Here is a 22,323-nt window from a genome sequence, read left to right as displayed (position 1 = left end):
CTTACTGTGTTCTTTTTAATTCTTCCCATTCGTCATATGTCAAATTTATAACAATCCTTTCCTTTGAAAGCATCCCCCCAGACTCTACTTTTGAGTTGTTAAAAATTTTAAACAGTGCCTGTTTTTGGATTTCATATTTATTGTATAAATCCCTAAATTTTTGATCTTTATCCTGCAATTCATTTTTCAATTTCTCAGTATTTTCCTGGTCTTCGGAACTGGAAGAAAAAGGCTTCTCTAAATGAGAATTTAAGGGGTTTTCAATTTTAGGAATATTTTGTTTTTCTTGTAAAATATTATTAATTCCTAAATCTGAAATTTTATCCAATATGCTAAGTTTCTGTATTAACGGTTTAAGATAATCTTTTTCAATTCCACCCATCCATTTCCTTACAGATGCATTATCTAATTTCATTTTATCTTCATGCTCTTTGAAACTTACTGTTAATCTTTTTTCTAGATCAACAAGGCCCTTTCTATAATCACCGATGTAATCTTCTTTCAGATTTATTTCATTTCTAATTATAAAAAGTGAGCATGTATTTACGGTTGTATCATAAGTTTTAAGCCCAAATTTTAATTGAATTTGGTCTAATAAATCCTTTGTATCATCAGATAATTTTATTGTATTTTTAAGCATAGTGTAAGTTTTTAGTACTACTAATATACTATTAAAATGCTATTTTACAATAATTTATATATATTATAACGATTTAATAAATAACTTAGTATACTTTCAGTATACCTATCTAATATGCAGCAACATAACTACCTATAAAACAAACAGATACAAACTACGATTTTTATATCGTGGTTTCCTCTTGCTTATCAAAAAACAAATAGTTTAACAAAATTTTTGGAACATGGCTATGCCATGCACACCCGAAAAATTTCGGGATAAATAGTTTTATAAAGTCCAAAGAGATAATCAACATGGAACTTGAAGCTTTCTACAATTCTCTTTTGCATATAAGTCTAACCAAGGACTAAAATAGCTTTGTATTTGCTCAAAATGCTGGCAGAAGCAACAGGCTTTAAGAAAAAATGCTTTTATTAATTATTTTTTCCTGCTTTACAATATCTTACAAGACACCAAACATTCAGCAAAAAAATATTTAAACAGTAAAATTTAAATATTAAGAATTATATAAAAATATTGCCTTTTTTTTAAAAAATTTGGTAAGCTAGTTTTTATATCTTTTAGAATTTACTTTACTGCTATTTTCTTGAAATTTTTCTTTTATCCCTCTTCCAATATCAGAATGAAAAACTATAAAATAACCTGCAAAAATAGTAACCATTGCGTAGAAAATATTATTAAATACTTCCGGGATTTCAATGAATAATGAGAGAATTGTATAAACCATAAACAGACTCAATACTGATAACACTAGTATTTTTTTCATAGGTCTTTTTTTTGTTCAATTTTCTGATCAAAAAAAGAATTTATGTCTGCTCCTTTTGATCGCAAAAAATATAAATATTGGTACAATTGATTTTTCTCATAATGTGTCTCAAGATAAAATTTTCTTGACTTTTTCCCCAAAAACTTTTCCAAGTTTTTACTGTCCTTTTTTTCTATTGCGGTTTTCCTGAAATCTCTTAACATATTCTTTTAATATTTCTTTAAAGTCGCTCAAAATTGACGAGGAAAAATTATTAAAAAGTTTAAACATATTTCATTCAAATTTAAAAATTATAACGGATAAATTGCTGAAAAAGTTTAATATTTTAAATATTTCTTATGTAGTTAAAATAATTGCAACAGCTCTTAATTTTACACAGTAGCCAAATTATTTTTTCAGTGGATTTCGCAAGAAGGTCTATTATCTCTTTGGACTTTTTTGTAAATATCTATGACTATTTATATCTATACACTATCTTTCCTTTTATTATAAACTATAAACTATCTTTAATTAATACTTTTAGATTCGTCACAAAGCCTTTATTTATCGGCATTTCAAGAGATTCGCACCTCAAACATTCAGCAAATCAACTTCAAGTATTCAGCAATTAGACTCCAAACATTCAGCAAAAAACCAGTATATATACCCCAAACATTCAGTAAATAAAATTCACATTAAGGGAGATTGTAAGTTTTTTATATTCATATCATTAGAAATGTTTTGAAAATCCATTTTTACACACCAAACATTCAGCAACCAATTTGATATTTTAACATTTTTTATGAAATTATGGCATTTTACCCCAAACATTCAGTAATTGCACCCCAAACATTCAGCAAAAAAACTTCAAACATTCAGCATATTAACTCGGACGGATAACCTATTTTTTTAAAACACCCCAAACATTCAGCATTACTCAGACGTAATTACTTTAGGATATCCTTTTGGGAAGTTTTTATAATTAGCTGTTTGCTTATAGCTCGTTATAATTTCTTCCTGCCACTTTGCCAAAAACTTCAGTCCTGTTAAGTCTGTCATTTTCATCTGCTCTCTTTTAACCACTTTTTTTAAATTGGAATAAGCAGTCTCCATTAACTCTTTATCTAAAATACTGTTGGCATATATGGTTTCAATATGATCTAAACTGTCTTTATCTACTTTATGTCTACGCTGTAAATAGTTAATTGCATATTTTACCTTCGTTCTGTAAGCATTTTCCGGTTTTAAATTTTCAATGATTTTGTTAGCTTTAACATCCAAAGCAGTAATATAATAACTACCTTTATCATACTGAAATGCAAAACTCCGATCATTAAATTCAAAAAGCTTTGCTTGTATTGGCTTTAAGAATTTTTCACTAATGTAATCTCTATCTTTTCCCTCCAGTCCAAATTTTTTCTGTAAAGTATCAATATTTATTTGTGTCCAACTCTTGTAGGTTTCTTTTTTAAATACAGCTTCCTGATACATTGGAATAGAGCGAAGCCAAATCGCAAAAAATATTTGCTGAGTATTTGGAATATTATACGCAAGATCAAATATAATAGGATTATAATGTTCGATATTTGCCATTTTTTCTAACCAATAACTGCTAACCTCTAAATATACTCTTCCCCGGGTAAATTTTGGCTTTTCAATAAATGATATTAAGCTTTTAACTTCTTCGTTTTTTGCATTCTTTGATACTACAGTTCTTATTGTATTTTGCATCAATAAAAGTAAAGCCTTTTCAATTCTTTTTGTGTCTCTTGATGGCGAGATAAGCCCAGTAGGTATGTCGAAGCTTGCAAAACTATTATCCTTCGTAAGAAATTCCTCTTCAAACAAAGAAGGAGTATATGGCGCTCGTGGTTGATTAAAACTGACAGATTTTGATTGATGAATCAAAATAAAAATAACCCTAATTGCTTCGATGGGAACATTGAGTAAGTCAGGAGAATCCTTAAATATATCATTATACAGTAAATTTGAAAGATTTACGTACTCCGGCTTATCTTTACTTGCATCAAAATTTTTAACTACATTTTTAGGCTTACTCCCGTCATAATAGATAATATTTTTACCAGAGATTTTATGCTCTTTACTTTCTTTATTGTCTATTGCTTTTATTTTATCTAAAAAGTTTTTCTTCATTATATTTCTTGTGATCTATTTTACCATTTTTTGTATCTTTGTAATGCAAAGAGATAATAATCTCAACAAAAAGCCTGATCATATTTATTGTGATTGGGTTTTTTTATGGATAATCAATCATTGGTTCTGTACCTTTATTCTTACCTTTTGAAATTAATAATTTTTCAATCTGAATTTCTGAAATAGCTATTTCTCCATTAGCTATTTTATGACCTTTTTCAGCAAAATAAGCAGTTAATTCCGTAATAGCATTATTAATAGCTTTATTAAAAATTAGTTCATTAATTACTAAATAGTCTTCTGCAGCTTCTACAATAACTTTATCTGAGAAAAATAAATTCCGATTAATTATTGCATTATATCTTGAAAATGGAACACGCATAAAAAAGCCAGAATTTCCATTGTTTCTCTGTTTAGGCAGATAAACCCTAACGGCCTTTATTTGAATGTCTGTATCGTTAGTAAAAGTGCCTACAATCTCTTTTGTAGCAATTCTCCTGGCTTTCCAAAAAATCCACTGATCCTTGTATGTGGTTTTTACAAAAACATGAAATTTTTTCAGTCCAGTGTTAATATTATGATATTGTACCGCAGGACCACTTGCAAGCTTTATAACGGCTTCGTATCTAAAATTTTTATTGGCCATGATAATTAATTTAAAATCTCTCCCTAGTTAACATTATTTTACTTTTTTATTCGTTAACTTATTGGTTAATATCTCAGGTCTACAAAAGATCTTCAGGTTTAATTCTGCTATCAATTAATTCCAAGGAATTTCTTTGTTTTTTTGTTTGATCAGACTAATCATTTCTGAAATCATATCTAATCTGGAATATTTGATTATCCCCTCATTCATTTTTTTATGATAAAGAAAATCATTTATAAAATTTAACCATTCCGACGGCAAGTCTATAGAACTGGATTTTTTTTCCCGTTTTTCTCCCTCTCTTCGTCCTCTATCCAAAGAAATCTTTTCCTGCCCTCTTTTGATTTTATATTTCTTATCAAGTAATTTAAGGCCATAGATAAATGCTTCTGCTTGTGAAAAATCTTTTTTCTGATCAGTAATAACATATGTACGATATCTAAGAAGATCCTCCCAATCATCTTTGTACATATTCAATGAAATTTTTTGAATCTCATTATCTTCTAAGAACTGTTTTTTTGTATCATTAGATTTGATATTTTTAATTTCATCATCAAAATCATCTAACTGAAATATATTTCCGCTCATTATAAAAATATTTTAGTGTTAATTTCCTCTGCAAGACTTTTATAATCCTCACTTGCTCTTGATTTCGGGGCAACTTGAAAAACGGTCTTTCCCTCAGATTTTGCTGTCTCAACACTTTCATCAATTCTTACAATAGTGTTAAGAAAATAGCCCTTCCCTTCTTGATGGGCCAATGGTGAATATTTTTTATACCTTTTACTCCATGTATTTACTTTATTAAAGAAAAAACCCAAAAAATTCAAATTAGAATTGTAATTTTTTTTAATCCTCAATATTTCGGGTAGTAATTCATTAATCCCATCAATAGAATATTCTTCTGCTTCAATAGGGGAAATGACATAGTCACTACTGGACAATGCAATTTCTCCTAACTTCATTTTTCCGCTTAGTGGGCTGGGTGGGCAGTCAATAATTACTATATCAATTGGAAATCTTTCGTTCAGATAATTAAGGCGTTCTCTTAATTGTGTTCTCTCATAATCATCAGCTGCTATTTCTCTGCTTCCGGAAAGAATAAATAAGCTTTCCAATTTTTGAGTTAATCGAAACTGCCCTGTCTTATCAAGAAAGTTTTTTACATTATAAGGAAACGATTTTTCGATTTTATAACCTTTTGACAAGTTTCTTTGCTCGTCAAAATCCACTAAGAGAACCTTCAAGCCCAATTCGGCAAATGAGGCTCCCAAATGTATAGAAGTGGTTGTCTTTCCTACTCCGCCCTTCTCTGTGATTATACTAATTATTTTCATTTATTAATATCAATTTTTTCTTTATTGATTTCATTATTTAGTGCGTTTTATTTTTGTACTATTTCTTAATGACCATTTTCTTTCTTTGATGGGTTAAAGTTAAATAAATTATTTAATTATATTCATTATATAACTAATTTAATTAATAATTTTTTTTATAAGATGAAAGGCTAGTTTGTTGACTTCCTAAATTCCCATGGAGGTACAATTTTAGTATCTGACCATAAACCTATCTTTTTATTTTTTGCAATATCTTGAAGTTTTCCAAGATTCATATCATCAGAATAACGATAATACCACCAGCCTAAACCTGCTTTAATTAACTCTTCAGATAAATATTTTCCTTCATAATAAACTTTAGCTACAGTTCTACCGTAGCGATCCAAATTTATCGGATAATATTTTATAGATTTTCCAAATACTTGTGAGCTTGTAAACTGTTTTGCATTCTTGCCGAAAGGCTGGCCGCTTTCAGGACAATCTACTTCTGCAAGTCTTAAAGTATTCTGAATGTTATTATCATCCAGCACAACAACTGTATTTCCATCTTTAATGCCTATTACTTTAGCTACGATCTGTCCGTAAAATAAATTTGAAAAGATCAATGCAGAAAAATAAAATCCTTTTTTAATGTTCATAGTTTGATTTTGATTTTATAAATTTAATATTTTGTTATTTAGATAGAAATTTATGAAATGAAAAAACTGCATATAGCTTTAAAATAATTCCAATTGGACACCTATAATTTGCTGTCTCTCCTTTATAATATCTTGAATATAGACGTAAGTTAGAATTACTTCGCTAACAGAATAAGATACGTTAGCAAAATAAGTTTCTTTTTCTTCTTTTACCTTTACCAAACAATTTAAAAGTATGGAATCTTTATAATTGGATACGCTTTGTATAATCATAAATGAATTCGTAATCTTATGGTTACAAACCATACCTTTGAAATCTTCTAATGACTTAATATTGACTTTCATAAAAATATTTAGTTATTTTAGTTATATAACTATTAGTATTCACAAGGGAAAAGAATTATTGTTTCACTTTGATGCCACTCAGTAATAATATAAATTTTGACGTGATTAGGAAATTGGTTATTTGCCGGTAAATCATATCTGCTTAAAACTCTTTCTTTATTTATAAGAGCGTAATTATTGATTTCTTTATCTTCGTCATTTAAGTCTCCCCAATCCTGACTTCTGTGTCTTTCTAATGAATTTATGCAGAATTCTGCAAATTGAGGAAATTCCTTCATTGCTTCATTCACTGCGTTAGTTGTAAAAATAAAACCGGTTTTAAAAAATATTTGATCCATAATGATTATTTTATTATTTGGTTATAATGATTAAATAACTATTTTAACTAGTATAATTATATTGCTTGCTAATTTGCTAGGAAGAGCAATATAAACCCTGCATAATGGCGAAAATTTTGTTCTCAAAAGTTATGACATAATGCAATCCGTTTGTCCCGAAAGATTATTTAGTAGATGTGAAGGGCTGCTAAAGACATTCGAAATAGAATGCCCCCGAAGGGGCATTATTAATTCTATCTTCTTTTTTCTGCAGTTCTCAGAATGTAATAATTATAACTTTAATGCACGAATTTCTAAATTTTATATTAGTTATATTAATTAAATAACTAATATAAATCATTTTATATCCTGTTGTTAGAGACTTTCTAAATATTTTTTTGCTCTTTTTGATTCAGTGAATGCTTTTCTTATCGCATTTTCTCTGTCATGACTATTTCTGTCACACCAATATTTCAAATAGCGAACTGAGTTTATAAATTCGCCCGTTACATTATATTGCAAGCAATTGAGCATCGCGCCCATTTCAGCAATTAGTTCTTCAAATGAATAGCTTTCGTAGTTCTGGCTTCCTTTTAAGTCTCTGTTAAGTCTGTCACGGTGTCCAGTCCAGTGTATAATTTCATGAAACAAAACTGAATAGTATTTTGCTACAGAAACAAAATATCTCTTTTCAGGCATTGAAATATAATCTTTTGCTGGCGAATAAAAAGCTATAGAGGATTTGCTGTATTTAATATCTAATTTTCCGTTTTCAATAATTTGATAAATAAAATACTCGCAGTTGGCAAGATCGCCAAATTCATCAAATTGAGATTCGTCGTCCAGATCAACAGTAAAATTAAGTTCTTGGAGATTTTCGATTAACTCAGAATTAAATACGACATAATTTTTTAAACAAGGTAATTTGTCTATTTCCTTTCTCTGTTCAGGGGTCATATTATTGACCTGCTCAATATCATAGTTTTTTTTAGTTTCTTTGTGCCTATAAATAAAGCTGAAAAATTCAATCACGCATCCTTTTGCTCCCTTTTTAAGTTTTCCACCTGCTTTAGATATACTATTAAATGTTGCATATCTGGAAGTAGAAAATCCGTTGGCCATTGTATCAAAAAAAAGAGCTAAAACATTGAAGCCTTTATAATGATGACCAGTAAAAAGGTTTGATGGATAAGCTTCTTCTAAGTTTGTGTATTTTTCCCATTCATTTACATTGACTTTATCAATATTCTCTAAAATTTTAGCAATGAACTTATCTTGTTTAGGCTCATTCGCTGCATTTTCTCTGTTTTTGATTGCTGCTGTTTTCATAATGATTTTTTTAAATTATATTAGTTAAATAACTATTTTATTTAATATAAATTTGATTTGTTTTCGAGGAAAATTTGCTTTCTCTCTAAGATGGTAGTTCTGATTAAAAGCATAATAAATGCTGTGTTTTGGTGTCTATTCCCGGTGATGTCAAAGAACGCTGATCATTTAATTTGCTTCGTTACTGAGGATTCGCTTTTCTGTGCCAATGTCTCGTGAAAAATTATAGTGATGAAAATAGGGAGGTTCTACCGCTGGGTGTCGGGGTCGCTTTTTTGTGGTGGGTTTATTTTTGCAAAAAAATGGATTCCCAAAAAAACGATTAGCAAAGAATTTTTAACAATAGAATTTTTCAAATTTGCACCAAGAAAATCGTACGTCCATCAGTAATAATAGAAGCGAATTTAAAGCGCAGCAATGTTCTTTATCAACGGGAAGGAATGCCAATATACTTGCATTTCGCTTTTTAACCGGGACTGCCATCACATAAATAAACTCCAAAACTTAAACTGTTGTGAGTAGGGGAGGACGTTTTAGGTTTTGTCCGATTGGGAGCCGGAAGAAGTTTTCCCCGGTGCAGGAACTGATCAGGAAAAAGAATTGTTCTCCCGGACTAATTTGTACAAAAGAGGACCAAAAACCACCTTTAGATCTTACATATTAATAACATTATAATCTTAAAAATATCTTAATGCTAAAAATGAAGATGGTTGGTATATTAAAAAACATTACCTTCGTTGTGAAGACAGAGTCTCTCGCTAAGCGGGGGACTTTTTTTATTTTATGCGGGAATGCATTACTTTTTTATCATATGAGTGTATTATTACAACGAATAAATAAAGAATACTTTACTTCTAAAAAATATTAATACTAATTATAAATATATGACCAGTTCATTTTTAGCACTCGGCTTTGCAGGAATTATAGTACTGATGGGTATGGGAATCCTTAAAAAAAGGAAGTTTAAAGCCAATCTTAATTTCTTCGGATTTAATTTCGGAATGGAATCAGAAGATTAGGACAAATAAATCTGTCCAGGAGCAGTTCTTCATAACCGGAGAGCTGCTCTTTAAAATTCATACATTAAAACGTTAGAGATTCCGTCGTATCAAATACCTTTAAAACAAAATCCAAACAAAAAATGGGTAATTGTAGATTGGCCTTTAGGGAATATCAAAAGAAAAAAGACATAAAAGTTCAAAATTCTGTCTCTTCTTCATCATCTTCGAAATTGTATTGCTCTTCAATGAGAATATATGCTAAATGAAATAACGATTTTGCTTTATAATCCTCCCTTATTTGCTTCAAATATTTTTCTATCGTACATAAACTATTCGGCTTTATACCTTGGTATTTAAAAATATCTGAAATCTGCTGTTGTGTATTTCCTTCTTTCAGCAATCTAAGAATTTTCTTTGTAATGTCCATGCTATAAAGTTAAAACAGATCATGGAAAAAAAATTATGGGATACCATAAAACGCTACGTTAGCTGGTTTCATGAGAAGCTTAATTTAAAAATTAATGCTTTTTGATTTCAGAATGAATCGGATTATCTTTGTAAAGTTAATAGAAAATTTCACCTTTTTGCAAACCCGGAAAACGCTTCTTATCTTTGCAAAATCAAAGCTAGCCAAAAATAGCCAAGGGGAATATTTCGTATCTTTGTATAAGTAAAAAAACTACCCGTCGTCGCCAAACTGATGGTAGTTTTAAATTTTGTAAAACCATAAATAGTTATGATTTAAACTTTTTGTGCTTTCAACATGACGTGATCATATTGAAAATAGACCGTATATTATTTGAATCTATCCAGAGATTTAAGCACCCCTCTGTGTATATATTCCTCAAATTAAAAATTCATATAAAATGAAAATTTTAAAAAACTTAAGAAAAATTTATGTATTTAAAGAGTTTCAAACAACTTTAGCACTTATTGGAACTCTTGCAACTTTGATACTACCATTTATTGTGTAATATCTTTGTTTTCAGAATCGTGGCAACTGCAATTGTCACGATTTCTGATACAAAAATACAATTATTTTTTTAAAAAACTTAAAAAATATTTTATGCGATTAAATATTTTTTAAACATTATTCGTGAAAATACGACCCGTTCTGTGGTAATGGGACATTTTGTTTTGCATCAATTTATCCCTTATATTCGAATACAAATGTTATTATTTCAGTCCGGTAATTAGTCTATATGAATAATGTACTAATTCTAAATTTAGAATTGGCACTCAGATCATTTAATCTGATTTTGTTAAAATATATTATTAAATAACCAATATATTCAAATAACTAAATTAAAAAAACACCAAACATTCAGCAATTAAGTAAAATACAAACCATTACCAAAGGCTCCTTATTATGTTATAAAATAATTATTACCATTCTCTCCATTCTTCTGTAATATCGTCATCCATTGAATTATATCCCATTTTGTGACTAACTAAAATGATTATCCCTGCAATCCGCTCCCTTTCATCTGTCTCAATCAGAGAGTTGCCACATTTCTGATTCAATGTATTGAGTTGTAATACCGTTCTCCTTACAAGTAACATAGCTTCTTCTTTTGAATGAGTTTTAATCATCTTTTTGGAATATTCTGATAATATTAATATGCATTCATCAATATCCTTTTCAGAATATCCTGGAGAAGCTTCCTCCATATACAAGTTCATGGAATTTCGTAGCTGTGAAATCAGTTTATCAATTTCTATATTTTCCGTTGTTTCCATATTTACTTCTTTGCTTCGTGCTGGTGCCTTTTTAAAATTTTTTTGGCCGCACATTACCAAACTTAAAATAACAAGCACCGCTGTTAATATATTTCTCATAGACTCATCTTTAAATAGAAAGATAGTGCAGGCAAAATACTGCTTCGTTTTAAATTAATGCTGTTCTAGAATAGTTTTATTTGGTATCGGTCAAGAATCCTAGAAACAAAAAAATTCTCGTAAAGGATGGAAGAAATTTCAGAACCGGTTTTATGAGTTGTGTGAACATCTATTTGTTAGATCAATCAATAATTACTATAAATAAACACCAGTTGATATTCCTCTCTTTCTTGCCATCCGTCAGGAAAATGGTAGCTGATATGCAATGTTGCTTTTCCAGTCTCTGTTTTTATCAAAATCTCAGTATCTTCAAGCTTTATATCATCATTCTCTTTGAGAATCATTGATGTCTTCACCCTATATGCAAACTCCTCAAACAAGCCGGTTAACTTATAATATTCCTTCATCATAGCATCCTCACTAGAAAAACAAACTGTTTCATGTATAGAGAAATGACCGGATTGAATTTCTTGACTTTGTTGCGCAATTGAAATGATCCCGTACCTAATTTTAGATTCAATTATTGGATTTTCAGCGAAGTTGGCAAAATAATTAGACTTATCATTATAAAAGATCTTACCATTTGCATCATGCAATGGTACGCCTCGACTAATTCCATATTCAAAAGCTAAGGGAGAACCTTTTATTACATCATGAAAGTTTCCTTTTAGATCTAAATTTAGAAACAACTTCTTCAATTGTTCACTTGATGTCTGTCCGAATAAGGCAAGATGAACAAAAGAAAATACCATTATTGCTATATTCTTCATATTATATTTAGCCTTTATGTAAATCATTTAAAAGTTGATTCATCCTCTGTTCTCTTTCTTTTCTCTCCTTTGCGTCATCTTTCCCCTCGCCCCAAAAATCAAGAAATACAGCTTCTCTGCTGAACGCTGCTTCAGCCCATTTTTTTACTTCTGGTTCAATCCGACCTTCTAAAAATAATTGAGAAAAGGCCAAAGAAATTACTATCTCGTCAATATAATTCAAATCAACATAGTTATTACGCATAGTACTTACTATAGTTTTTAATCGCTCGGTATTGCTTCCATCCAAATAAATATCAAATCCTGGATATTCAAAGCTAATCAGCTCCTCATCCAGAAATTTGCGAACATTTTCATTAGGATTCTTTTTCCTCCAGTCACAATATAAATAGTAAGTATCACTGCCAGTATCACTTCCAAAGGGAGACCACGCATCGAGCGCATCGTAGTAAAAATCACTTTTCATTATCAGCTTCGCTGCTGCACTACCGTTTTTCCATTCAATCTCCGGACATTCTAACGTCCCTTGTGCAAATACCTTGCTAAAGAAAATCGCACTAAGAAAAAATAATGAGCTAACTAATTTCTTCATCTATTCATAATGTGTTAAGATTATATTTTCAAATGCCGAACCTTCTTCATCGATTCGTTGATTAAAGTATCTTTTTGTTAATTTAAAAACGGTTGACTCTCCTACATTTTCATTAATGACAGCTTCTAGATCTTCAGGCGATTCTTCCCTTATCATATTCATTAGATCCTTATCACTAGAGATCTCATTATAAGCTTCAATCTCTTCAGCCAATTTTTGACCATAATTGACAAAACTCTTTAAGTCAGCTATCACATAGGTTCTTAATGTTATGCCATCTTTTATAATACTATAACCGTTAACATATCCTGTTGTTAGTACAGCAATCTCTGATTTAGGAAATATTTTAAATAATTTATTTCTAACCTCCGAATCTTTCTTCTCCAATAAATCAAATACCAGCGGAGAACTTACAATAATGATCTTGTCTTCATATTTTCCTATTGACATTCCTTTGTCTAGGTATTGAGCTTCCATTATAGATACTTCTTTCTTCGGATTTAAATGTCCGACACCAATTTTTTCTGGCAGTTCTGCCAAATTCGAGTACACAGCGTTAGTAATAACTACTAAATAAATTTTCCAACTCATGGTTTAAAGTTTTTTTACTATACATTATTTTGATCTTTCAAAATAAGAAACAAAGGAGGATTAATCCCACTTTGTTCTACAAATTTCTATTTTATAATTTCTCTTAAGTCAAACACAGCCGGAGATTCGAACATCGTATTGAAAATATTTTTATAAACAAGTGTTAACTTATCTCCCTCTAATTCGAATTCTTTGAAATTAGCATCTGTGTGAATCTTGGATGCGTCGTAATCTCTGAGTGGAAACCACTGTTCATCTGAAATCCTCTTTAAGGCTAATTGCGCTCTTTGTGTTGTGATATCTATTACCACTGAATAGCTCTCTTTATTATATTTAAGCTTTTTCTTAAATGGTGAATTAATAATTTTCCAATCCTTATTTTTGAGTTCTTCCAAGGAGGAGATAACTTCAGACTTATCCGTTACAAAATAGTCATCAGATAGATTATTAAAAAGCACTTTCCATTTTTCTATTAAAAAATCTTTCCTTTCCTGCTCTAAAAGACGATTCCAATCTATATCTTTTGTAGAAATAGAAATATTAATAATTCCATCATAAGGTTTCTTTTTGTAGAAAAGCTCTCTAAAATATTCCACCTTATCATTCTCTAGATCTGGAAACAGATCAAGCATAATCTTTTGTACTTTTTTTTCTCTATTAATTTTATCCTGAACTGCAGATATAAGCAACATTTCAAGCAATGTTCTATAATCATTTAATCCAATGTATTTATAATCATCTTTAGTAGAAGAATATATTGTAAACCAAATATTTCTCATTATTTCAATTTTAAATATTCATTAAATAATCTGTTAATGCATCTGGCTTGGGATACTTTTAAGCATAAGGCATTTTTATATATTCACAAAAAACCAAAGCAGGAGTTTTCCTGCTTTGGTTGTATTCCAATAAATTTCTTTTAGTCTCCTTTAACATTTCCATAATCCCACCATAGCTCTTTATCCTTCATTAGTTTCTTCTCGACTTTTTGATAAATATGTTTAAAAGATATATTCTTATTATTTAAAAATTTCTCCTCTAATAATAAATTCAAATCATAGAAAGAAAAATTCCGTTTCTCATAATAGAGACCGACATCAGAAAAGGGCTGAAAATAGTTTAAAGTATTAAATTGCCACTCTGCGTTAGGGCAAAGTTTGTGTAAATCTTCGCCAATAAAATACAGTGTAGGAATAAAAAATTTCATTTTATCATCTAAAGAAAGTGTTTTAACAAATTTTTCTGCATCTGTATAAAATGTTTCTGGCTGATAATTGAAATTCAACTCATCCAGCATCTTCAACATATTCTCCATTGTAAACCCTTCTTTACTCATAAATTCTCTATATCTGTAATATGGATTATCATTTTCTGGAAGTAGAGGAAATTTATTATTATCAAAATCAGAAATACTGAGTATAAGAGAATTTTCAGCTGCCGGAACATTCGGCTGAACAAGTAAATTGTTTTCATCAATAAAATGTGCAATACTTTCATTATAAGAAGACATTTTGTAAAATTTTAAGTCTCTTAGGTTATAATTTGCTTGTTCTTCTTTTTTTGTTAAAACCTTAAAACTGTTTTGTGCCATCATAATATTAATTTCCAAAATTAAAAGGATCAAGAATATATTCTTCATGCTATAAATTATTTAAGATAAGTTGTACTGGTTGGGCTACTCATCCAGCCTTGGGTAAACCTAATTTGCATACCTCCGGAGATCATTCTATATTGGCTAGTCATATGAATAATACTGATAGTTTTGCCTTTTCCAAAACTGGCTCCCAATGTATATATGCTTGGAGAAATAACCGTATCTGACGTCGTTCCTATTAAAAACTGACCACCATAACTATAAACGCCATTATTGGTATGCATAGAAGTAATCATTGCAGATAATTGACCTTGATTGGAACTGGTATATAATGTCCCATCCATCGCTTTTACTTCCGCGTATTGGACACGAGAATACCTTTTTGTATTCAATCCTGTAGGAATTGGAATTCTAATATTAAAAGGTCCCATTCTAAAATTATCTTTTCTATACTCTACTTCGTCTCGCACTAAATCATATACTCCGTCTGGAATAGTTCCTCTTGATCTACCTTTATACATTCCTGCAATTTTTTGATCATTACTCAAATAATTAAAAGAAGCTAAATCTAATCCCATTATAGCATTAAAAGCCGCTTCAAACTTAAGTCCTGCCATTCGTTGGAGTGTTCCATATGAACAGTTTGGACAAAAATTAGTTTGTACATAATTTAGTAATATACTTTTTGTTAGATCTTCCCAACCGCCTCCTAAGCTTTCTTCAGGAGAAATTATATATCTATATCCAGCATTAATTCCGTCATTAGAGGCAATGCTATTACTGCCCAAGCTAAACGACGCATTAATTCCCGATAATCCTACTAATGCACTTTTAAAAACATTTTGCCCGGTCGCCACTCCATTGAAAATACTTCCCACTGCTCCTACGACAGAATTCTGGATAAACTTGGTTCCGGATACACTAATATTCTGTATCGCACCACCAATAGCAGCTCCGGCAAATGCTCCTCCCACAACCGCAGTCCAGGTAGAACCCCAATCCCATTTAACAGGGTTGAAATTTCCGTTGTTCGCCTGAACTCCGCTTAAATAGCTACCCACTACAGCACCGATAAACCACGCCCAGAACTCTCCGCTAGGATCGCTGTACATCATCGGGTTATTCATTACATACCCGTACTTATTGTAGTTCTGGGTATTGGTAGGATCCTGTATGTTTTCATCGGCATTCAGGAATCTTCTCAACAGCGGATCGTACAATCTGCCGTTCATGTGGATAATCCCGACATCGAAGAAATGTTCATGGCTTGTATATCCACGGTCAATAAGTAGGCCTCCGGATTCTGCTATGAAATTTCTAACGTTTTCTTTACCGACAATTATACCACCGTTTCCTACTTGTAGATGCGTCAGATTTCCCCAACCATCAAAATGCCTTTGCTCAAGCTTGTTTCCTGCTTCATCGCTTATGGCGAGAATACTTCCCAAATAGTCCTTATGCAGGAATTTGAAAGCTCCTTTTTCATTATCGTACTCTTTCAAATATACAATATTTGCTTCATATGGATTGCCGCCGATATATAAAATATGCTTTTCTGTTCCACCGGCCTCGTTATTGACGATTACCTCAAAACTTCCATCTTCATTGTAGTACTTGGTAAACTTGCCCTGCCATTCTTCATTTTCAGGAAATACATCAGATGATGCCTGCCCTCCGTAAGTTACCCTTTGTCTCATATCGGTCAAGCCGTACTGGAAGAGAACATCTCCTCTCTCCCCGTTGATGTAAACCGGATCATTGTTTTCATTGTAGACAATTTTCTGGATCAGGTCCTTGTTATAATTCTCCGCTCCATTGCTATTCAATTCCATCGATGTTGCCTGATATACCGTAGCGGAATTTTCAAACTTTATCGTTCCAACCTGGTCATTTTCAAGAATCCTTCCTTTGACATCGTATGTATTTCTATTGGCGGAAGGCTTGATTCCTGTTACCGGATCTGTCCAGTTAACAAGCCGGTTGTTATCATCGTAATCGAAAGATTCTGTGATGTTTAAATCGCCGCCGGTTGTTCTGCTCACCAGTTCATTCTTAATTGCATTGAATGCATATGATATTTGCAGGATTCCCGGATGCGCAATAGATGAGTGGTTGATGTTAGTCAGGTATCCATTCGCATCATACGAATTGTTGATCTCCGCTGCTCCCAGTTTTGACTTCAGTACCTGGCCTCTTGCATTGGCTTCCTTCAGCTCCCACAAAGCTTTACCTGAATTTTGATTTTTGATCTGATAAAGCTCTCCATTCCAGGCACTATATACATTTTCCACTGCAACGCTGGAAGCTCCGCCCGGAGATTTTAACGATTTAATATAGGAAACAACCCTTCCTTTATTGTCATATTGCACTTTATCATAAGCATAGGTTCTTTCATTGCTATCTTCTACAGATGATATAAGCCTTCCTTTTTCATCATAATTAAAAACAGAGATGAATGCTTTTCCTTTAACAAATCCCGATTTTTCAGTAAGTAATCCTTTAGGATCATATTTGAACAAAATCGTTTTGTCGGTTGTCTGGCCACCATCAATTTCTGAAAATTCGTATTGAGAAACCAATTGGCCGTAGTCATTGTACGTGAAATCTTTGATACCTTTTGGACTGGCGGTTAGTTTTAATCTGCCAAACGGATCATATTTATAGGTATACACACCATTGGAAGGATCATTAAACTCGACTTTTCTTCCCCAGGAATCGTATTTGGTAGTAACTGCATTTTCAGCGTACTTAGCCTGGATTTGCTCACCTGCAGCATTATAGGAAAATTGTATTGTACCTCCTTTGTCGGTGGTGGAAATGATATTGCCTAATGCATCGGCGGTTTTGGAAGTGGTTCTCGCATATCCGTTGATTTCCTTAATGGTAGTTGTTAAACCTGAAACGGTAGTCGTCGTTTGCTTACCATTAAATGCGGTAGCTGTTATTTTTGCCGGATATACCGTATCATCGTAAACAAAGGCATTCCACTGGCTGACGTTTTGTCCTTCAAAATACGGTTCCGATTCTTTTATTTTCCGGCCTATCCCATCAAACTGCGACTGGCGAGAGACATACTGTCCCTGCGCAAACGCTTTAACGGACGTTTTATAATTCTGTCCAAGCACGTTGATATACTTCTTCGAAACGTCTCCATCAGGGTCATTTTGAGTAAAAATACTATTGTAATTGTCTTCTCTTTCATACTGGTAGGAAGTCGTTCCTCCAACATTGCTTGAGGAAGTCAATATTTTACCCCATGCATCATATGTATTGTTAACAGTAATACCAAATGGATCAGTCTCCGTTAACACCTGACCCAAATCGTTATAAATTGTGTTTGTCTCTAAATTTAGATTGTCGGTTTGTTTGATTAAAAACCTACCTTTAGAATCGTATCCATAACCTGAAGTTATCGTTTGCGAATTAATGCTGTTACCTGAAACCTTTTGAGTGACGTTTCCAAAGTCGTCATAAGAAAAAGTATCCAGGTTATAGGCAGTATTATCCCTGTTCCAGGTTTTTATTGTTTTAATAAGATTATTTTGATAGGTGTATTCCTGCTTACTGTTTTTGCTATCACCATACGCCTGAATAAGATCTGATTTCGACACCAAACGGCCAATGTAATAGTTTGCACCTGACGCTGCCGCATTATGGCTATATTGATAAGTGGATGTCGTTATTCCATAAGAGGTATTGATCTTAGCCACAGATTGTGAAGGCAGATAATAGTCTCCATATGTTATTGTGTTTTCTGCGACAGCTCCTGTCAGGAAATCCTTCCCTCTGCTTGTTTTTGGAAGAATCGCCGTAATAACTTTTGGCTTGTCGGCAGCGGGAATGGTTGCCATCACCTGACCATTCACGAGCTTATCGATTTGGTAGGTTGTGGATTTAAAGCTTAGCAATTGGGGGTTGTTTTCAGAGAGATCTGACGGAAACACTTTACTTTCATCATTGGTTCTGATAGACCATTCCTTAACGGGAACCCCCTCTTTTAATGGATCGGTTTCTGTTCCTGACCATATATACGTGGTAACGAAATTATTCGTAGGATAAATTTTTGAATTCCATGAAGAACTTGCCATTTGTCTGAAACCAACAGACTTTTTATTGTGAAGGTTTATAACAAGTCCACGGTAGCGGAACAATTTTATTCTAGAAACATTTGGCTGATTATCACTTTCACTGAGATGGGTAACTACATTTGAATTTACTGTCCCTAGTTCCATTAAAGGATATTGTACGGGTTGCACGGTATTGTAATAACCATTTTGTGTAGCTGAAAAGGAATTAGAATAGCCAATTAATGTTGTAAATCCTGCCTGTTTAACTTTATCGATTGGTTTGTTGCGAAGATTTGAGTAATGCTCATACGGAAAGAGTGTCCCTTCGCCAGGTGTGTTTGACGGCGAATAAATATAAAACTCATTTTGTCGTATTCCTAAAACCTCTCTGTAAATATATGCTCCGCTATTACCATAGGTCACCAACTCGTTAGACTCAAATTGAACTCTTCCGTTCAGATAACCATGGTTCTCACTCACATACATAACAATAGAGGTATGAGCATTTGGAGATGAAATATTATAATATGTACTGAAATTTACAATATCCGATTTTCCATCTTTATTAATATCCAAGACCTTCGCCGTCAAATAATTGCCTGCCTGAGAACTGGTATAACTCGAAGTTGCTATGAAATCATTAAAATAAGGAAGCTTTACAAAATTTTTCCCGGTACTTAAATTGATAAAATAATGGTCGTTCGTGTTCGTTCTCACAAATAAATCCGAGATGCCGTCACCATTAAAGTCACCTATTTGCACCTGGGACGAAAGCCCGTAGTAATCATCAGAATAAACTTCTGATAGTGCAAGATTTCCCTGATCATTCTTTTTTATATTGTAGGCACGTAAAATGTTGACGGGCACAGATTCTCCATTGACAACAGTTCCTGATGTAAGGAAAGATTTTGCGATATCATCTATTCCATCTCCATTAAAATCGCCGAATATAAGGTTTTCACTTTTATCAAGGTTAAATTGAAAAAATGGAAAGGTATCATCCTGCTGTTTAACAACAATATATTTACTCTCATCAAAACTTATAGTTTCGCAGGTTCCGGCTGGAGGTAGCAAGTTTTCTGACTTAGCCTCCAGATCCTGACCGTAGCACCATGTATCGGTGGTCTTGATATTTTTTTCAATCAGAACTTCCTGTACTCCATCCCCATCAACATCGTAAGGGATAACTCTTTTGATTGTTGTTTTTTTCCTATGAATATTATAGGGGCTAGGCGTAAAAACCTGTTCGTCTTCATTCCATAAATTCCCAGGTATTACTTTAGTCGATACCAAGCTCAGTGCATTTTGATAATTTGCCTGTGATTGTCCATAAATAGTCTTTGATAAATCAACAAGATAGTATTTTACGGTTAAATCGTTCGTTGTTCCGTTAATTGAGTATGATACAATTCCCTGTCTGCTGCCTACAATACCGTTCGCATCTTTTATAGTGATCGCAGCACCATTTGTAAAAATATTCTCTGTTCCCAGGTAGAATTCCGTCGAAGAAATAACAGGGTCGTAACTTAAATAATAACCATTGGGGCCAATTCCTAACGGATTTCCGTTTGTAATGAAAGATGTAGTATTTCTTCCACTGAAATCACCACTCAATACAAAATTAGTGAAGTTAGGCCATCCTGGCGAACTGATATTGCTATGAGTAGAGTAGTTTAGCGGTGATGTAAATTCTACCGGATTAGCAGGTTCATTATCTGCATTGTATTCCTGTATTTTATCGACAAACTGATACCTGGTGTCATCAGATTTGTAAATGACTTCATATTTTTTGTATTGAGAATTATTGGTTTTAACCACAATAGAATTTAATAGCTTATCCTGAATAAAGGAAATGCCAGTGACGTACGATTGCTCTACCAGACTTCTTGTAGTTGTTGAATTATAGTTAAACAGAACTTCATTAAAGTGTGGTTTGTTTAACACTTCATTTCCGCCCCATTTAATGGAAGATACTACCGCCACATTGCTTGCTGCGGACTGCATATAATTGTAGGTAATATAATTACCCTGTGCATCTTTCCACTTTACAATATTATATTCCAAAGGAGTTCGACCATTACTATCACCGGAACCCAATGCTCCATACCAGGCCTGTGAACCGTCGGCAAAGGTGACTTCCCAATATTCCGGTCCTTTCCACGTCTGGCCGGCAATTGTGCCGAGGGATCTAATTTTTGTATTTGAAAATTTTTCAGTGACGTATTCTGCACCATCTTTTCCATACTCTCCCGATTTCAGTACAAGCCTTTGGCCGTCGAAAATGTAATAATCAGAATAATCTAATTGAACCCCTTTCATTTCACCATCCTTTTCGATATTTTTTCCGGTTCTTGAAATAGAGGAAAGACCAGCTATATTCCATCCATACCCGGCGATGCCATTGGATGCGCCGCTTGTATAAACAAGACTTACTTGAGGTGTAACGTTTTTGACCCCGGGCGGCAGAGCGATTGGTAGTGAAAATTGAAGTTGCCCGCTTCCATCAACGTCAATATTTCCTTTGGTATCATGAAATTTCGGCAAAGGGGTTGTTTGTGCGGTGCCCATTATTGAAATAATCAAAAACACAATGGACGAGAGGAATTTCTTTTTAGTATATAATTTCATATTGTGTTATCTTTTGGTGATGTTTTTGCTGAAAATTCTTCCGTCCTTTAAGGTGAAGCGTATAACATAAACGCCCCAGTCATAGCCTGTCATATTAATTTTAAGCTGTTTATTTAAACTTGGTAAATTTTGCTGCTGAAATTTCCAGTGCACAGTACTATGCTGATAAAGCGAAACTGATTCGATCAGCTGGTCTAATTCATCAGTCCAATCGATGGTAAGCATGTCATTGACCGGCACCGGGTACAATCGAACATTTTTCCAGAATGTCTTTTCGTCAACCAGGAATGGTTGATTTACAGAAGCGCTCTTCGATTCGGGGTTTGTAACTGATTTAGACGCTTGTTTACCATTAATATCAGGACCTCGATATCGTTGGTTTCCTGCTTCGTCATATTTGAAATACACTGTTGTCTGGGAGAATCCCAAAAAGGCTATTAAAAGAGATAATAGCGAAAATACTTTTTTTCTCATGTTTAAATTATATATATTACTATTATTTTATGGTTATTATGGGGAAGTAATTAGTATTTAGAAGACAAAGGTATTTGACTGCCACGACAATAGTTGTCGTAATATAATTTCTATCAATTATAAAATAATTGGTTTGATCAACATTTGCCATTTTTAAAAACTAAAATTATTTTAAAGGGAGCTAAGCTAATTAATTGGTAAAGTTTTGTCAATCCGTAAAAACCCCATATTTTTATATAAGACAGCTTAATACAGATTTTCTTCTATAGGCAAACATATTAACCTATTCTTTTTTATTAAGATTAGATCATCAAAATAGAAATCTGCTTCTATATTCTCCAATTTAAGAAAAGGAATATTCAGTGTATTACTTGCCATTAAAGTAAACCTGTTCTCATGTTGTCTAGAAAACTTCCAAATTTCTACTTCGAAATTCTTCTTATGTCGGCAAATAATGTCTATGATTTGGGAAAAGTTTTCATTGTGGACAATATCATAAATCCCCTCTGTTATATGAATCCCATTTCGATATTGAATTAACTTTTGAGGAAAAGTATAATTATCATATAATTCATTCGCGGAATTTCTTCTTTTAATTCTTTTTGTCATGCCTGAT

Annotated in this window: 20 protein-coding genes; 1 reads left to right on the top strand and 19 read right to left on the bottom strand. The window is 32.5% G+C overall.

Going from position 1 to position 22,323, the window contains the following annotated elements:
• Position 1: 1 nt before the first annotated feature.
• From BUA76_RS16380 to BUA76_RS16330, 9 genes are all read right to left on the bottom strand, one after another.
• On the bottom strand, positions 2 to 640 hold the full coding sequence (locus BUA76_RS16380; RefSeq protein WP_072885876.1) for a hypothetical protein: 639 nt from the start codon (positions 638 to 640) through the stop codon (positions 2 to 4).
• A 544-nt stretch (positions 641 to 1,184) separates the two neighbouring features.
• Positions 1,185 to 1,406 (bottom strand): hypothetical protein, encoded by a 222-nt coding sequence (locus tag BUA76_RS16375; protein WP_072885875.1) that lies wholly within the window; start codon positions 1,404 to 1,406, stop codon positions 1,185 to 1,187.
• A gap of 912 nt (positions 1,407 to 2,318) precedes the next feature.
• Positions 2,319 to 3,539 carry a hypothetical protein gene (locus BUA76_RS16365; RefSeq protein WP_072885873.1) on the bottom strand — a complete coding sequence of 407 codons (1,221 nt, stop codon included), beginning with the start codon at positions 3,537 to 3,539 and terminating at the stop codon, positions 2,319 to 2,321.
• A 103-nt stretch (positions 3,540 to 3,642) separates the two neighbouring features.
• Positions 3,643 to 4,185 (bottom strand): hypothetical protein, encoded by a 543-nt coding sequence (locus tag BUA76_RS16360; protein WP_072885872.1) that lies wholly within the window; start codon positions 4,183 to 4,185, stop codon positions 3,643 to 3,645.
• A gap of 114 nt (positions 4,186 to 4,299) precedes the next feature.
• Entirely contained in the window at positions 4,300 to 4,773 is a 474-nt protein-coding gene (locus tag BUA76_RS16355) for a hypothetical protein (protein WP_072885871.1), read from the bottom strand.
• Positions 4,773 to 5,522, bottom strand: coding sequence for a ParA family protein (locus tag BUA76_RS16350; protein WP_072885870.1), 750 nt, complete (start codon positions 5,520 to 5,522; stop codon positions 4,773 to 4,775). The genes BUA76_RS16355 and BUA76_RS16350 overlap by 1 nt, the downstream gene beginning before the upstream one ends.
• Before the next feature lie 170 nt (positions 5,523 to 5,692).
• Entirely contained in the window at positions 5,693 to 6,160 is a 468-nt protein-coding gene (locus BUA76_RS16345; protein WP_072885869.1) for a thermonuclease family protein, read from the bottom strand.
• A 377-nt stretch (positions 6,161 to 6,537) separates the two neighbouring features.
• The gene (locus tag BUA76_RS16335) at positions 6,538 to 6,843 is read right to left on the bottom strand and encodes a hypothetical protein (protein WP_072885867.1); all 306 of its coding nucleotides are present in this window, start codon (positions 6,841 to 6,843) and stop codon (positions 6,538 to 6,540) included.
• 354 nt (positions 6,844 to 7,197) lie between these two features.
• On the bottom strand, positions 7,198 to 8,151 hold the full coding sequence (locus BUA76_RS16330) for a zincin-like metallopeptidase domain-containing protein (RefSeq protein ID WP_072885866.1): 954 nt from the start codon (positions 8,149 to 8,151) through the stop codon (positions 7,198 to 7,200).
• A gap of 884 nt (positions 8,152 to 9,035) precedes the next feature.
• Between BUA76_RS16330 and BUA76_RS19465 the strand changes: the two genes are divergently transcribed.
• Positions 9,036 to 9,170, top strand: coding sequence for a hypothetical protein (locus BUA76_RS19465; protein WP_262484281.1), 135 nt, complete (start codon positions 9,036 to 9,038; stop codon positions 9,168 to 9,170).
• Between the two features lie 178 nt (positions 9,171 to 9,348).
• Here BUA76_RS19465 and BUA76_RS16325 read toward each other — a convergent pair whose 3' ends face one another.
• The 10 genes from BUA76_RS16325 to BUA76_RS19555 all read right to left on the bottom strand — a co-directional run bounded on the left by BUA76_RS16325 (position 9,349) and on the right by BUA76_RS19555 (position 22,316).
• Positions 9,349 to 9,579 carry a helix-turn-helix transcriptional regulator gene (locus BUA76_RS16325; RefSeq protein ID WP_072885865.1) on the bottom strand — a complete coding sequence of 77 codons (231 nt, stop codon included), beginning with the start codon at positions 9,577 to 9,579 and terminating at the stop codon, positions 9,349 to 9,351.
• Between the two features lie 959 nt (positions 9,580 to 10,538).
• Entirely contained in the window at positions 10,539 to 10,991 is a 453-nt protein-coding gene (locus BUA76_RS16320) for a hypothetical protein (RefSeq protein WP_072885864.1), read from the bottom strand.
• Between the two features lie 185 nt (positions 10,992 to 11,176).
• Positions 11,177 to 11,761 (bottom strand): hypothetical protein, encoded by a 585-nt coding sequence (locus BUA76_RS16315; RefSeq protein ID WP_143149931.1) that lies wholly within the window; start codon positions 11,759 to 11,761, stop codon positions 11,177 to 11,179.
• A gap of 7 nt (positions 11,762 to 11,768) precedes the next feature.
• Positions 11,769 to 12,353: a hypothetical protein gene (locus tag BUA76_RS16310; RefSeq protein WP_072885862.1), complete on the bottom strand. Its 585-nt coding sequence runs from the start codon at positions 12,351 to 12,353 to the stop codon at positions 11,769 to 11,771.
• Complete coding sequence (locus BUA76_RS16305) at positions 12,354 to 12,944, bottom strand: hypothetical protein (protein ID WP_072885861.1); 591 nt, start codon at positions 12,942 to 12,944, stop codon at positions 12,354 to 12,356. It abuts the gene before it with no gap.
• Positions 12,945 to 13,030: 86 nt separating this feature from the next.
• Entirely contained in the window at positions 13,031 to 13,723 is a 693-nt protein-coding gene (locus BUA76_RS16300) for a hypothetical protein (RefSeq protein ID WP_072885860.1), read from the bottom strand.
• Between the two features lie 140 nt (positions 13,724 to 13,863).
• Positions 13,864 to 14,583 (bottom strand): hypothetical protein, encoded by a 720-nt coding sequence (locus tag BUA76_RS16295; protein ID WP_072885859.1) that lies wholly within the window; start codon positions 14,581 to 14,583, stop codon positions 13,864 to 13,866.
• A gap of 8 nt (positions 14,584 to 14,591) precedes the next feature.
• On the bottom strand, positions 14,592 to 21,233 hold the full coding sequence (locus tag BUA76_RS16290; RefSeq protein ID WP_072885858.1) for an FG-GAP-like repeat-containing protein: 6,642 nt from the start codon (positions 21,231 to 21,233) through the stop codon (positions 14,592 to 14,594).
• Positions 21,234 to 21,239: 6 nt separating this feature from the next.
• Positions 21,240 to 21,707 carry a hypothetical protein gene (locus tag BUA76_RS16285; RefSeq protein WP_072885857.1) on the bottom strand — a complete coding sequence of 156 codons (468 nt, stop codon included), beginning with the start codon at positions 21,705 to 21,707 and terminating at the stop codon, positions 21,240 to 21,242.
• A 246-nt stretch (positions 21,708 to 21,953) separates the two neighbouring features.
• The gene (locus BUA76_RS19555; protein ID WP_072885856.1) at positions 21,954 to 22,316 is read right to left on the bottom strand and encodes a DUF6876 family protein; all 363 of its coding nucleotides are present in this window, start codon (positions 22,314 to 22,316) and stop codon (positions 21,954 to 21,956) included.
• Positions 22,317 to 22,323 lie beyond the last annotated feature (7 nt).

The sequence above is a fragment of the Chryseobacterium takakiae genome, from assembly GCF_900129385.1.
GTDB classification, from domain to species: domain Bacteria; phylum Bacteroidota; class Bacteroidia; order Flavobacteriales; family Weeksellaceae; genus Chryseobacterium; species Chryseobacterium takakiae.
Note: the sequence above shows the minus strand (reverse complement) of the source record. Positions and strands in the feature narration are given on the sequence as shown.

Coding starts and splice junctions, on each gene's coding strand:
- BUA76_RS16300 (WP_072885860.1), bottom strand. CDS start 13,723: ATGAGAAATATTTGGTTTACAATATATTCTTCTACTAAAGATGATTAT.
- BUA76_RS16330 (WP_072885866.1), bottom strand. CDS start 8,151: ATGAAAACAGCAGCAATCAAAAACAGAGAAAATGCAGCGAATGAGCCT.
- BUA76_RS16320 (WP_072885864.1), bottom strand. CDS start 10,991: ATGAGAAATATATTAACAGCGGTGCTTGTTATTTTAAGTTTGGTAATG.
- BUA76_RS16355 (WP_072885871.1), bottom strand. CDS start 4,773: ATGAGCGGAAATATATTTCAGTTAGATGATTTTGATGATGAAATTAAA.
- BUA76_RS16350 (WP_072885870.1), bottom strand. CDS start 5,522: ATGAAAATAATTAGTATAATCACAGAGAAGGGCGGAGTAGGAAAGACA.
- BUA76_RS16380 (WP_072885876.1), bottom strand. CDS start 640: ATGCTTAAAAATACAATAAAATTATCTGATGATACAAAGGATTTATTA.
- BUA76_RS16310 (WP_072885862.1), bottom strand. CDS start 12,353: ATGAAGAAATTAGTTAGCTCATTATTTTTTCTTAGTGCGATTTTCTTT.
- BUA76_RS16325 (WP_072885865.1), bottom strand. CDS start 9,579: ATGGACATTACAAAGAAAATTCTTAGATTGCTGAAAGAAGGAAATACA.
- BUA76_RS16285 (WP_072885857.1), bottom strand. CDS start 21,707: ATGAGAAAAAAAGTATTTTCGCTATTATCTCTTTTAATAGCCTTTTTG.
- BUA76_RS16345 (WP_072885869.1), bottom strand. CDS start 6,160: ATGAACATTAAAAAAGGATTTTATTTTTCTGCATTGATCTTTTCAAAT.
- BUA76_RS16290 (WP_072885858.1), bottom strand. CDS start 21,233: ATGAAATTATATACTAAAAAGAAATTCCTCTCGTCCATTGTGTTTTTG.
- BUA76_RS16305 (WP_072885861.1), bottom strand. CDS start 12,944: ATGAGTTGGAAAATTTATTTAGTAGTTATTACTAACGCTGTGTACTCG.
- BUA76_RS16375 (WP_072885875.1), bottom strand. CDS start 1,406: ATGAAAAAAATACTAGTGTTATCAGTATTGAGTCTGTTTATGGTTTAT.
- BUA76_RS16335 (WP_072885867.1), bottom strand. CDS start 6,843: ATGGATCAAATATTTTTTAAAACCGGTTTTATTTTTACAACTAACGCA.
- BUA76_RS19465 (WP_262484281.1), top strand. CDS start 9,036: ATGACCAGTTCATTTTTAGCACTCGGCTTTGCAGGAATTATAGTACTG.
- BUA76_RS16360 (WP_072885872.1), bottom strand. CDS start 4,185: ATGGCCAATAAAAATTTTAGATACGAAGCCGTTATAAAGCTTGCAAGT.
- BUA76_RS16365 (WP_072885873.1), bottom strand. CDS start 3,539: ATGAAGAAAAACTTTTTAGATAAAATAAAAGCAATAGACAATAAAGAA.
- BUA76_RS16295 (WP_072885859.1), bottom strand. CDS start 14,583: ATGAAGAATATATTCTTGATCCTTTTAATTTTGGAAATTAATATTATG.
- BUA76_RS16315 (WP_143149931.1), bottom strand. CDS start 11,761: ATGAAGAATATAGCAATAATGGTATTTTCTTTTGTTCATCTTGCCTTA.
- BUA76_RS19555 (WP_072885856.1), bottom strand. CDS start 22,316: ATGACAAAAAGAATTAAAAGAAGAAATTCCGCGAATGAATTATATGAT.